The sequence below is a fragment of the Kitasatospora sp. NPDC090308 genome (genome assembly GCF_044769485.1).
GTDB lineage: Bacteria > Actinomycetota > Actinomycetes > Streptomycetales > Streptomycetaceae > Kitasatospora > Kitasatospora fiedleri.
In genome coordinates this window covers 880,208-893,042 of record NZ_JBIVXY010000001.1, presented here as the reverse complement: position 1 = coordinate 893,042, position 12,835 = coordinate 880,208, and the positions used below count along the sequence as shown (strand labels likewise).

8 protein-coding genes are annotated in these 12,835 nt (G+C 72.7%); 5 read left to right on the top strand and 3 right to left on the bottom strand.

Translation table 11 applies throughout. From position 1 onward, the window contains the following. Positions 1-272: 272 nt before the first annotated feature. A complete protein-coding gene (gene dapD / locus ACIQVD_RS03850; RefSeq protein WP_402285788.1) occupies positions 273-1,262 on the bottom strand; it encodes a 2,3,4,5-tetrahydropyridine-2,6-dicarboxylate N-succinyltransferase in 990 nt (329 codons plus the stop codon). A 101-nt stretch (positions 1,263-1,363) separates the two neighbouring features. On the opposite strand from dapD, the gene ACIQVD_RS03845 reads away from it, so the two are divergent. The 3 genes from ACIQVD_RS03845 (at position 1,364) to argF (ending at position 6,940) form a co-directional block, all read left to right on the top strand. Beyond that, the gene (locus ACIQVD_RS03845) at positions 1,364-3,076 is read left to right on the top strand and encodes a 3' terminal RNA ribose 2'-O-methyltransferase Hen1 (protein ID WP_402285785.1); all 1,713 of its coding nucleotides are present in this window, start codon (positions 1,364-1,366) and stop codon (positions 3,074-3,076) included. Next, positions 3,073-5,676, top strand: coding sequence for a polynucleotide kinase-phosphatase (locus tag ACIQVD_RS03840; RefSeq protein ID WP_400686435.1), 2,604 nt, complete (start codon positions 3,073-3,075; stop codon positions 5,674-5,676). Before ACIQVD_RS03845 ends, ACIQVD_RS03840 begins: the two co-directional genes overlap by 4 nt. 262 nt (positions 5,677-5,938) lie before the next feature. Continuing rightward, complete coding sequence (gene argF, locus ACIQVD_RS03835; RefSeq protein ID WP_402285781.1) at positions 5,939-6,940, top strand: ornithine carbamoyltransferase; 1,002 nt, start codon at positions 5,939-5,941, stop codon at positions 6,938-6,940. A gap of 40 nt (positions 6,941-6,980) precedes the next feature. Here the strand turns inward: argF and ACIQVD_RS03830 are convergent, their stop codons facing one another. Then, on the bottom strand, positions 6,981-7,553 hold the full coding sequence (locus tag ACIQVD_RS03830; protein ID WP_402285779.1) for a superoxide dismutase: 573 nt from the start codon (positions 7,551-7,553) through the stop codon (positions 6,981-6,983). 156 nt (positions 7,554-7,709) lie between these two features. Beyond that, a complete protein-coding gene (locus tag ACIQVD_RS03825) occupies positions 7,710-8,105 on the bottom strand; it encodes a type II toxin-antitoxin system VapC family toxin (protein ID WP_400686441.1) in 396 nt (131 codons plus the stop codon). 527 nt (positions 8,106-8,632) lie between these two features. On the opposite strand from ACIQVD_RS03825, the gene acnA reads away from it, so the two are divergent. Both acnA and ACIQVD_RS03815 read left to right on the top strand, forming a co-directional pair. Next, positions 8,633-11,293: an aconitate hydratase AcnA gene (acnA, locus tag ACIQVD_RS03820; RefSeq protein WP_400686443.1), complete on the top strand. Its 2,661-nt coding sequence runs from the start codon at positions 8,633-8,635 to the stop codon at positions 11,291-11,293. A 153-nt stretch (positions 11,294-11,446) separates the two neighbouring features. Further along, positions 11,447-12,769, top strand: a complete 1,323-nt coding sequence (locus ACIQVD_RS03815) for a glycoside hydrolase family 18 protein (protein ID WP_402285775.1) — start codon at positions 11,447-11,449, stop codon at positions 12,767-12,769. Positions 12,770-12,835 lie beyond the last annotated feature (66 nt).

Genomic DNA, 12,835 nt, shown 5'->3' with positions numbered 1-12,835 from the left:
CGGGTGTCGGCACCGCCGGTCCAACGAGCCCCCGCCGCGCGCGGTCACCCCGGACCACCCGTTGAGGTCCAACCGGCGGTCCCGGTCAGCCGCAGGAGTGAGCCGGGTTTGCGGGGCCCGCCCCCGCTCGGCTACGGCGCCGGGCCACGGCGTCCGCCGGCTCACCGGGCTCACCGGGCGCACCGGGCGCACCGGGTCCGCAGGACGGGCCGGGCGACCGGGCTGCTGGGAGCAGCGGTCCGGCCGCCCGGCGGAAACCACCTGACAGGAGGTCAGTTGTGCGCGTGCAGATCCGTGTTCAGACCGCCCCACGAGCCGGAGCGGGCGATCACCTCGACCGCGCCGGACTGCGAGTTGCGGCGGAACAGCAGGTTGTCCTGGCCGGACAGCTCCACCGCCTTGGCCACCGAGCCGTCCGGCGCGGTGACCCGGGTGCCGGCCGTCACGTACAGACCGGCCTCGACCACGCAGTCGTTGCCCAGCGAGATGCCGATGCCCGCGTTGGCGCCCAGCAGGCAGCGCTCGCCCACCGAGACGACCTGCTTGCCGCCACCGGACAGGGTGCCCATGATCGAGGAGCCGCCGCCGATGTCGCTGTGGTCGCCGACCACCACGCCGGCGCTGATCCGGCCCTCGACCATCGAGGTGCCCAGGGTGCCCGCGTTGAAGTTGACGAAGCCCTCGTGCATCACCGTGGTGCCCTCGGCCAGGTGCGCGCCCAGGCGCACCCGGTCGGCGTGGGCGATCCGGACGCCGGACGGCGCGACGTAGTCGGTCATCCGCGGGAACTTGTCGATGCCGTACAGGGCGAGCTGCCCGCCCTGGGCGCGCACCGCCAGCCGGGCCTGCTCCACGTTGGCGACCGGGGTCGGGCCGATCGAGGTCCAGGCGACGTTGGCCAGCAGGCCGAAGATGCCGTCCAGGTTCTGGCCGTGCGGCTTCACCAGGCGGGAGGAGAGCAGGTGCAGCCGCAGGTAGACGTCGTACGCGTCCAGCGGCTTCTCCTCCAGGGAGGAGATCGTGGTGCGCACCGCCACCACCTCGACGCCGCGCCGGGCGTCGGTGCGGAGCGCCTCGGCGGCGCCCGGGCCGAGGGCCAGTTCGGCCTCCTCGGCGCTCAGTCGGACGGTGCCGGACGGGCCGGGGGCGGCGGCCAGCTCGGGCGCCGGGAACCAGGTGTCGAGCACGGTGCCGTCGGCGGCGATGGTCGCGAGGCCGGCGGCCACCGCGCCACTTGCGGGGGTGGAGGTTTCAGCAGTCACATCCCGCACCGTAACGAATCAGGCCGAGGGCTGACCAACACGCTCACCGGACGGACAAAACCTGGTGCTCCCGCACAGACCCGCAGGTCATACTCGGTCGGGTGTTCGTATCCATCTCCACCACCGGCACCGCCGAGAACCCCGCCTCCGACCTTGGCTTCCTGCTGCACAAGCACCCCGACAAGGTGCAGCGGTTCACCACCACGCACGGCACGGCGCACGTCTTCTACCCCGAGGCCGGGGAGCAGGTGTGCACCGCCGCGCTGCTGCTGGAGGTGGACCCCACGGCGCTGCTCCGCCAGGGGCGCGGCCAGGGCCGGTCCGGCTCGCCCGACCTCGCGCTCGCCCAGTACGTCAACGACCGCCCGTACGCTGCCTCCTCGCTGCTCGCGGTGGCGCTGCGCACGGTCTACCGGTCCGCGATGAAGGGGGAGTGCGCCCACCGGCCCGAACTGCCCGGCCGGGCGATGCCGCTGCGGATCGCCCTGCCCGCCGTCCCGGTGGCCGGCGGCGAGGGCCCCGCGCTGGTGGAGCGGCTGTTCGCCCCGCTGGGCTGGCAGGTCGACGTGCGGTCCGTCCCGCTGGACGAGTCCTTCCCGGAGTGGGGCGACTCCCGCTACGTGCGGCTCGAACTGACCGGCACCCTGCGGCTCGCCGACGCGTTGCAGCACCTCTACGTGCTGCTGCCGGTGCTCGACGGGGCCAAGCACTACTGGGTCGCCCCCGACGAGGTCGACAAACTGCTCGCGGCCGGTCAGGGCTGGCTGGCCGAGCACCCCGAACGGGCCCTGATCATCCGTCGTTACCTGGCCCGCCGCTGGTCGCTGACCAAGATCGCCATGGAACGCCTGGCCCTGGCCCGCCTGGCCGAGGCCGACGACCGCGAGGCCGAGGAGATCGACAACGCCGTTCCGGACGTGCCGGACACCCCGGACACCACGGAGGCCGCTGAGGAGGTGGACGTCACCGGATCGACCGACCTGACCGACCTGACCGGCCTGACCGGCCGGGTTTCGGCCACCGCCACCGCCACCGACGCCGAGCGCGCCGGTGACGCGGCGGGCGGCCGGGAGCGCGGGGGGCCGCTCGCCGTGCAGCGGCGGACGGCGATCCTGGCGGCGCTGGCCCGCACCGGCGCGGCCCGGGTGCTCGACCTGGGCTGCGGGCAGGGCGAGCTGGTGGGCGCGCTGCTCAAGGAGCCGCGGGTGACCGAGGTGCTCGGCGTGGACGTGTCCTCCCGCGCGCTGTCGATCGCCGCCCGCCGGCTCCGCCTGGACCGGCTGCCGGAGCGGCAGGCCCGCCGGGTCAGGCTGGTCCAGGGCGCGCTGACGTACACCGACGCCCGGCTGAAGGGCTACGACGCGGCGGTGCTGTGCGAGGTCATCGAGCACCTCGACCTGCCCCGGCTGCCCGCGCTGGAGTACGCCGTGTTCGGTGCGGCCCGGCCCGCCTCGGTCGTGGTCACCACCCCGAACGTCGAGTACAACGCCCGCTGGGAGAGCCTGCCCGCCGGGCACCGGCGGCACGACGACCACCGCTTCGAGTGGAGCCGCGCCGAGTTCGCGGCCTGGACGGAGCAGGTCTCCGCCGCTTACGGCTACCGCGTCGAGCTGGAGCCGGTCGGCCCGGTCGACCCCGAGGTCGGCGCGCCCACCCAGCTCGCGCACTTCCGCATCGTCGAACCCGACCCGGCCGACAGCACCACCGCGACCGGCACCACCCGCACCACCCACCACACCGCCGACACCACCGCGACCGGCGCCGCCGGCACCCCGTCGTACGACTCCGCCCCGGAAGGGAGCGCCCACCGATGACCACCGAAACCCCGGAGACGACCCCCGCCCGGGCAGGCCGCCGACTGCCCGTCACCGACGTCTCGCTGGTGGTGCTGATCGGCAGCACCGGCTCCGGCAAGTCCAGCTTCGCCCGCAAGCACTTCAAGCCCACCGAGGTGGTCTCCTCCGACTTCTGCCGCGGGCTGGTCGCCGACGACGAGAACGACCAGTCCGCCTCCGCCGACGCCTTCGACGTGCTGCACTACATCGTCGGCAAGCGGCTCGCCGCGGGCCGGCTCACCGTGGTCGACGCCACCAACGTCCAGCAGGAGGCCCGCCGCCAGCTGGTCGCCCTCGCCCGGGAGCACCACGTGCTGCCGATCGCGATCGTGCTGGACGTCCCGGCCGAGGTGTGCGCCGAGCGCAACCGGGCCAGGCCGGACCGGCAGCTGCCGGCCCACGTGATCCCCCGCCACCAGCGCGAGCTGCGCCGCTCGCTGCGCGGGCTGGAGCGCGAGGGCTTCCGCAAGGTGCACGTGCTGCGCGGGGCCGAGGAGGTCGAGCGCGCCGAGATCGTCCCGGAGAAGCGGTACAACGACCTGCGGCACCTGACCGGTCCGTTCGACATCGTCGGCGACATCCACGGCTGCCGCTCCGAGCTGGAGACGCTGCTGGAGCGGCTCGGCTACACGCTCACCCGCGACGAGCGGGGCCGCGCCGTGGACGCCGCGCACCCCGAGGGCCGCACCGCGGTCTTCGTCGGCGACCTGGTCGACCGCGGCCCGGACACCCCGGGCGTGCTGCGCCTGGTGATGGGCATGGTCGAGGCCGGCCACGCCCTCTGCGTCCCCGGCAACCACGAGAACAAGCTCGGCCGCTGGATGGGCGGCCGCAAGGTCACCGTCTCGCACGGCCTCCAGGAGTCGATCGACCAGCTGTCCGCCGAGAGCGACGAGTTCCGGTCCCGGGTGCGGGAGTTCATGCGCGGCCTGGTCAGCCACTACCTGCTGGACGGCGGCGCGCTGGTGGTCTGCCACGCCGGTCTGCCGGAGAAGTACCACGGCCGCGCCTCCGGCCGGGTCCGCTCGCACGCGCTGTACGGCGACACCACCGGCGAGACCGACGAGTACGGCCTGCCGGTGCGCTACCCGTGGGCCGAGGAGTACCGCGGCCGCGCCCTGGTGGTCTACGGCCACACCCCGGTGCCGGTGGCGAGCTTCCTCAACAACACCATCTGCCTGGACACCGGCTGCGTGTTCGGCGGCAGCCTGACCGCGCTGCGCTACCCGGAGCGGGAGATCGTCGCCGTCCCGGCCGAGCAGGAGTGGTACGAGCCGGTCCGCCCGATGCACACCGACGCGCCCGGCGGCCGGGAGGGCCGCCCGCTCGACCTGGCGGACGTGGCCGGCCGCCGGGTGGTGGAGACCGCTCGGTTCGGCAACGTCGCCGTCCGGGAGGAGAACGCCGCCGCCGCGCTGGAGGTGATGAGCCGTTTCGCGCTCGACCCGCGCCTGCTCGCCTACCTGCCGCCCACCATGGCCCCCTCGCCGACCTCCCGGCGCGAGGGCCTGCTGGAGCACCCCGAGGAGGCGTTCTTCGCCTACCGGCACGACGGGGTGCGGCAGGTGGTCTGCGAGGAGAAGCACATGGGCTCGCGGGCCGTCGTCCTGGTCGCCCGGGACGCCGCCGCCCTGGAGAAGCGCTTCGGCCTGCCCGGCCCGGGCGCGATCTGGACCAGGACCGGCCGCGCCTTCCTCAGCGACGAGCGGCTCACCGGCGCGATCCTCGACCGGCTCCGGGCCGCCGCCGAGGACGCCGGCCTGTTCGACGAACTCGACACCGGCTGGCTGCTGCTGGACGCCGAGCTGCTGCCCTGGTCGCTCAAGGCGGTCGAGCTGCTGCGCCGCCAGTACGCCGCCGTCGGCGCGGCCGCCGGAGCCGCGCTGCCCGCCGCGCTCGACGCCCTCGCCCGGGCCGCCGACCGCGGGCTGGACGTGGCGGAGCTGGCGGACCGCCAGCAGGAGCGCGCCGCCGACGCCCTGGCCTTCACCGAGGCGTACCGGCGCTACTGCTGGCCCACCGAGGGCCTCGACGGCATCCGGCTGGCCCCGTTCCAGCTGCTCGCCGCCGAGGGCGCCAACCTGGCCCTGCGCCCGCACACCGAGCACCTCGCCCTGATCGACCGGCTGGTGGAAGCCGACCGGACGGCCGCTGACCTGGCCGCCGCGCAGCCGGTGCTGCACCGCACCGGGCGGCTGCTGGTCGACACCGGGGACGAGTCCTCGGTCGCCGCCGCCGTCGCCTGGTGGGAGGAGCTGACCGGCGCCGGTGGCGAGGGCATGGTGGTCAAGCCGGTCGACCCGCTGCACCGGGACGGCTCCGGGCGGCTGGTCCAGCCCGGGTTGAAGGTCCGCGGCCGGGAGTACCTGCGGATCATCTACGGCCCGGACTACACCCGGCACCTGGACCGGCTGCGCCAGCGCTCGCTCGGCCACAAGCGCTCGCTCGCCCTGCGCGAGCACGCGCTCGGCCTGGAGTCGCTGGACCGGCTGGCGGCCGGCGAGCCGCTGTGGCGGGTGCACGAGGCGGTGTTCGCGGTGCTGGCCCTGGAGTCCGAGCCGGTCGACCCCCGGCTCTGACACCCGGACGGCACGGACGGACCCGAGCGGCAGGGATGCGCCCGAGCGGTGCGGGGCCGGTGCGGCACACGGACGGGAGCACCCTCGGGGGCCCCGTCCGTGTCCGTCCGTGTGCAGTCCGTACGCGGTCCCTGCGCGGTTCCTGCGCGGTCCGTGCGTTCTCCTGGCCCGGTCACGCGTCGGCCATCGAAGTGTTGCATGAATATTCGACTCCTCGTATACACTTCCCGTCTCAGTCCGCTGATCGACCCAGGAGACCGGTATGGCGTTCAACCTCCGGAACAGGCACTTCCTCAAGGAGCTCGACTTCACTCCCCAGGAGTTCCGTCACCTGATCGACCTGGCGGCCCAGTTGAAGGCCGCCAAGTACGCGGGCACCGAGCAGCCCCGGCTGCGCGGCAAGAACATCGCGCTGATCTTCGCCAAGACCTCCACCCGCACCCGCTGCGCCTTCGAGGTGGCCGCCCACGACCAGGGCGCGACCACCACCTACCTGGACCCGGCCGGATCGCAGATGGGACACAAGGAGTCGATCAAGGACACCGCGCGGGTGCTGGGCCGGATGTACGACGGCATCGAGTACCGCGGCGACGGGCAGGCGATCGTCGAGGAACTGGCCGCGTACGCGGGCGTCCCGGTCTGGAACGGCCTGACCGACGAGTGGCACCCGACCCAGCTGCTGGCCGACGTGCTCACCATCCAGGAGCACTCCACCAAGCCGCTGAACGAGACCACCCTGGTCTACCTCGGCGACGCCCGCTTCAACATGGGCAACTCGCTGCTGATCACCGGCGCGCTGCTGGGCATGGACATCCGGATCGTCGCGCCGTCCTCGCTCTGGCCCGCGGAGGAGATCCGCAAGGCGGCCGAGACGCTGGCCGAGACCAGCGGCGCCCGGATCACCCTGACCGAGGACGTCCCGGCCGGGGTGGCGGGGGCGGACTTCCTCTACACCGACGTCTGGGTGTCGATGGGCGAGCCCAAGGAGGTCTGGGCCGAGCGGATCGCGCTGCTCAAGCCCTACCAGGTCTCGATGGACACGGTGCGCGCCACCGGCAACCCGGCGGTCAAGTTCCTGCACTGCCTGCCCGCGTTCCACGACCTCGGCACCGAGATCGGTCGGCAGATGCACGAGCTCACCGGCATGACGGAGCTGGAGTGCACCGACGAGCTGTTCGAGTCCGCGCACTCCGTGGTCTTCGACCAGGCCGAGAACCGCCTGCACACCATCAAGGCCGTGATGGTGGCGACCCTCGGCTCCTGAGCCGGGGCGCCCGGCCCGCGTTCGCGCTCCCGCAGGTGGCTCAGAAGCCGACGTCCACGCAGGCCGCCCGGTCGGCCGCGGCGTACGGCCCGACGGGGGTCCCCGCGTGCAGCACCAGCGAGTGCGCCTCGTCGGGCCGGAACCCCCACGGGACGGTCGCCGAGGCGGTGCCCGTCCCGCCCGGGTCGGTGCGCACGGTCATCCGCACCTCGTTGTCGACGGCCTCCGACCCGGCCACCTGCTGGTAGTGCGGCCCGGAGGACGCCGGGTCGGCGCCGCAGTGCCCGGTGTGCACGTGCGCGGGGAACTCGTGCGCCCCGGCCACCCCGGCGAGCCGCACCGTGACGGAGGTGCGCCCGGCCGCCCGGTCGACGGTGACCCGCACCCGCGAGCCGTACGGCACCAGGTCGGGCGCGTGGGTGATCGCCCGGGCCGGGACGAAACCGTCCGCCCGGTCGAACCGGGCGTCCACCACCCGGTCGACCCCGGCCCCGGCCGGTCCGACCGGCGCGGAGGAGCCGGCCGGCCCGGCCGGGCCCTGGGCGGCGGGCGGGCCGATCGGCAGCAGGGCGAGCGGCACCAGCAGCGCACCGACAGCGGGGGACAGGGGCATCGCGGACCTTCCGACGGGCGTGCGGGGACGACACCCGCCACGGTGGCCGCCCCCGCCGCGCCGCGCACGCCGCCGTGCCGCACCGCCGCCCGCCGTCACCCGTACGGGAAGCGGCGTTCGAACAGCAGCACCGGTGCGGCGGGGCCGGTCGCCCGGTCAGCCCGCCGCGGTGATCCCGCGGATCTCGCAGCGCGGCCCGCTGGCGCGCATCAGCCGCAGGTCGGCGGTGACCAGCGGGGCACCGTGGAGTTCGGCGACCGCGACGTAGGCGGCGTCGTCCGGGGTCAGGTTGTCCCTGAGCTCCCAGATCCGGCCGAGCAGCGGGGCCACCTCCACCTTGCGGATGGCCAGGCCGGGCAGTCGGCGGGTGATCCCGGCGACCTCCTCGGCGGTCAGCTCCTTGGCGAGGTACAGGCCGCGCAGCGACTGCATCACCTCGATCACCACGTGCTCGGGCGCCACCCACTCCGGGTCGGCGGCCAGCGCGGCCCGGGCCGCGTCGCCCCGGGGGCCCCGGTCGGAGAGCGACAGCACCACTGCGGAAGCGTCCACCACGATCACCCGGCACACGCTAGTCCGCCCGCCCCGCCGCCCCGCCGCAGGGGTGCCCGCCCCACCGGCCGCCCGCGGGCCCTTGCCGTCGTCCGAAGTCCGCCCGCGCACCCTCCCGCCCGTGCATCCGCCCCACCACCGGGACGGACGCGCGGGGCGGAAGGCTGCGTTGTCCCCGCAAGGCGACCGGTAGGCGCCCGGTAGGCGTCGGAAGGCGCCCGCAAGGCGTCCGGAGCAGTCGGGGCGACGTTCCGGCAGGGGTGCCCGAGGGGCGAAGTGGGGCCCCGTGGTGGGAGGCTGTGGGTGTCGGCGCTCCCGCGGCATGGCGGGGTGAGCCGGTGGAGTGCGGCCGGAGCCCATGCACTATGGTTTATCTCGACATCGAGATACATTCCGCGCTACGCTTTATCTTGACGTCAAGATACTTACCGAGAGGCGCAGGCCTTCCATCATCGGCTCGGTAGGCGGCGGCAGGCAGGTTAGCCAAGGCTTACCTTACCACCGGGTGGACCAAGAAGGAGTCAGTCGTGTCCGCGAACAGCTTCGACGCCCGCAGCTCGCTGCAGGTGGGCGACGAGTCGTACGAGATCTTCAAGCTCTCCGCCGTCGAGGGTTCCGAGCGGCTGCCGTACAGCCTCAAGGTCCTGCTGGAGAACCTGCTCCGCACCGAGGACGGCGCCAACATCACCGCCGACCACATCCGCGCCCTCGGCGGCTGGGACCCGACGGCCGAGCCGTCCGAGGAGATCCAGTTCACCCCGGCGCGCGTGATCATGCAGGACTTCACCGGCGTGCCCTGCGTGGTCGACCTGGCCACCATGCGCGAGGCCGTGAAGGAGCTGGGCGGCGACCCGTCCAAGATCAACCCGCTGGCGCCGGCCGAGCTGGTCATCGACCACTCCGTCATCGCCGACAAGTTCGGCACCCCGGACGCCTTCGTCCAGAACGTCGAGATCGAGTACGGCCGCAACAAGGAGCGCTACCAGTTCCTGCGCTGGGGCCAGACCGCGTTCGACGAGTTCAAGGTCGTCCCGCCCGGCACCGGCATCGTCCACCAGGTCAACATCGAGCACCTGGCCCGCACCGTCATGGTCCGCGGCGGCCAGGCGTACCCCGACACCTGCGTCGGCACCGACTCGCACACCACCATGGTCAACGGCCTGGGCGTGCTGGGCTGGGGCGTCGGCGGCATCGAGGCCGAGGCCGCGATGCTCGGCCAGCCGGTCTCGATGCTCATCCCGCGCGTGGTCGGCTTCAAGCTGAACGGCCAGCTCCCGGCCGGCACCACCGCCACCGACCTGGTGCTCACCATCACCGAGATGCTGCGCAAGCACGGTGTGGTCGGCAAGTTCGTCGAGTTCTACGGCGAGGGCGTCACCTCGATCCCGCTGGCGAACCGCGCCACCATCGGCAACATGTCGCCGGAGTTCGGCTCGACCTGCGCGATCTTCCCGATCGACGCCGAGACCATCAGCTACCTCAAGCTCACCGGCCGCGACGAGCAGCAGCTCGCCCTGGTCGAGGCGTACGCCAAGGAGCAGGGCCTCTGGCACGACCCGTCGGTCGAGCCGGTCTACTCCGAGTACCTGGAGCTGGACGTCTCCACCGTCGTCCCGTCGATCTCCGGCCCGAAGCGCCCGCAGGACCGGGTGGTCCTGGCCGAGGCCGCCGCCAAGTTCGCCGAGGCGCTGCCGGCCTACTCCGCCGAGGCCTCGAAGCCGACCGCCGTCACCGCCCCCGACGGCTCGACCTACGAGATCGACAACGGCGCGGTCGTGATCGCCTCGATCACCTCCTGCACCAACACCTCCAACCCCTCCGTCATGCTGGGCGCCGCCCTGCTGGCGAAGAAGGCCGTGGAGAAGGGCCTCTCGGTCAAGCCGTGGGTCAAGACCACCCTGGCGCCCGGCTCCAAGGTCGTCATGGACTACTACGAGAAGGCCGGCCTGCTCCCGTACATGGAGAAGCTGGGCTTCAACCTGGTCGGCTATGGCTGCGTCACCTGCATCGGCAACTCGGGCCCGCTGCCCGAGGAGGTCTCCGCCGCGGTGAACGAGTCCGACCTCGCGGTCGTCTCGGTGCTCTCCGGCAACCGCAACTTCGAGGGCCGGATCAACCCCGACGTCAAGATGAACTACCTGGCCTCCCCGCCGCTGGTGGTCGCCTACGCCCTCGCGGGCAACATGAACGTCGACATCACCAAGGACGCCCTGGGCCAGGACGCCGACGGCAACGACGTCTTCCTCGCCGACATCTGGCCGTCGGAGCAGGAGGTGGCCCAGGTGGTCGCCGGCTCCATCGACCAGGACATGTTCACCAAGGACTACGCGGACGTCTTCGCCGGCGACCACCGCTGGCAGTCGCTGCCCGTCCCGACCGGTGACACCTTCGAGTGGGACGCCGAGTCCACCTACGTCCGCAAGCCCCCGTACTTCGAGGGCATGGCCAAGACCCCGAGCCCGGTGACCGACATCTCCGGCGCCCGGGTGCTGGCCAAGCTGGGCGACTCGGTCACCACCGACCACATCTCCCCGGCCGGCAACATCAAGCCCGGCACCCCGGCGGCGCAGTACCTGACCGCCAACGGCGTGGAGAAGCGCGACTTCAACTCCTACGGCTCGCGCCGCGGCAACCACGAGGTGATGATCCGCGGCACCTTCGCCAACATCCGCCTGCGCAACCAGATCGCGCCGGGCACCGAGGGCGGCTACACCCGCGACTTCACCCAGGCCGACGGCCCGGTGTCGTTCATCTACGACGCCTCGCAGAACTACCAGGCCGCGGGCGTCCCGCTGGTGGTCCTGGCGGGCAAGGAGTACGGCTCCGGCTCGTCCCGCGACTGGGCGGCCAAGGGCACCGCGCTGCTCGGCGTCAAGGCCGTCATCGCCGAGTCCTACGAGCGCATCCACCGCTCGAACCTGATCGGCATGGGCGTCCTGCCGCTGCAGTTCCCGGCCGGCGAGAACGCCGACTCGCTGGGCCTGACCGGCGAGGAGACCTTCGAGTTCACCGGGGTCACCGAGCTGAACGAGGGCCGCACCCCGAAGACCGTCAAGGTCAAGGCGGTCGGCCCGGCGGGCGGCACCGTCGAGTTCGACGCCGTGGTGCGCATCGACACCCCCGGCGAGGCGGACTACTACCGCAACGGCGGCATCCTGCAGTACGTGCTGCGCAGCCTCATCGGCTGAGCAGGCACGGCGGCTGTTCCGGCAGCCGGTGGGCCGAGGGGCCGGACCGCATCGAGCGGTCCGGCCCCTTGTGCGTTCCGGTGTCGATGGACTAAACCTCTCCCTCAGCACATGGTCCATACCAATTGACGCTGAATCGGAGAGATTCACGGAATGACCAGACGCACATCTGCGGTCCTCGCGGCCGTCCTGATCGCCTCCTTCGCCGCCACCCCGGCCCAGGCCCACGGGAACGACGACCACGCAAGGAACCACCGGCTGGAGGGCCAGCGGGTCGGCTACTTCACCCAGTGGGGCATCTACAGCGGCTTCACGGCCAAGAGCGTCCAGACCAGCGGCCAGGCCGGCAAGCTGACCGTGATCAACTACGCCTTCGGCAACGTCTCCGCCGACGGCACCTGCTTCGAGGCCAACGGGGCCGGCCTGGGCGACGCCTGGGCCGACTACCAGCGCCCGGTGGGCGCCGAGGAGTCGGTGGACGGCGTGGCCGACACCGCGGAGCAGCCGCTCAAGGGCAACTTCAACCAGCTCCGCAAGCTCAAGGCGCAGAACCCGCAACTGCGCGCGGTGGTCTCGCTGGGCGGCTGGAGCTGGTCCAAGTACTTCTCGGACGCGGCGCTCACCGACGCCTCCCGGAAGAAGTTCGTCTCCTCCTGCATCGACCTGTACCTCAAGGGCGACCTGCCGCAGCTGGGCTCGGTCGAGGGCGGCGCGGGCGCGGGCGCCGGGGTGTTCGACGGCATCGACATCGACTGGGAGTACCCGGGCGGCGGCGGTGACGCGGGCAACGTGGTGCGCCCGGAGGACAAGCGGAACTACACCCTGCTGATGCAGGAGTTCCGCCGCCAGCTGGACGCGCTGTCCGGCCGGAAGGGCCCGCACTACCTGCTCACCGCCGCGGTCCCGGCCGGCGAGTCGAAGATCGACCAGCTGGAGGTCGGGAAGGTCGCCAAGTCGGTGGACTGGCTGAACCTGATGACCTACGACCTGCACGGCCCGTGGGAGGCCCAGGGCCCGACCAACCACGACGCCAACCTGTACGCCGACCGGGCCGACGCCTCCGGGCAGCAGCTCAGCGTCGACCGGGTGGTGCGGACCTACCTGGACCGCGGCCTGCCCGCCAAGAAGGCCGTGGTGGGCGTCCCGTTCTACGGCTACGGCTGGACGGGCGTGCCGGCCGGCCCGAAGAAGAACGGCCTGTACCAGTCCGCCACCGGCCTGTCCCGGGGCGGGAACCTGCCCTACAACCAGATCAAGGACCTGCCGGGCACGGTCTTCACCGACCGCGCGCACGGGGCGACCTGGAAGTACGACGGCACCGAGTTCTGGACGTACGACACCCCCGACCTGCTGACCCGCAAGGCGCGCTACGTCGAGGAGAACGACCTGGGCGGCGTGATGGCCTGGTCGCTGGACAACGACGACGCCCGGGGCAGCCTGGTCTCCGCCCTGGACAAGGGCCTCCGGGACGACTGATCCCGGGCCGGACCCCCGGCCGGGCTCCCGCTGACCCCCGCTGACCCCCGCTCACCCCTCGCCGGG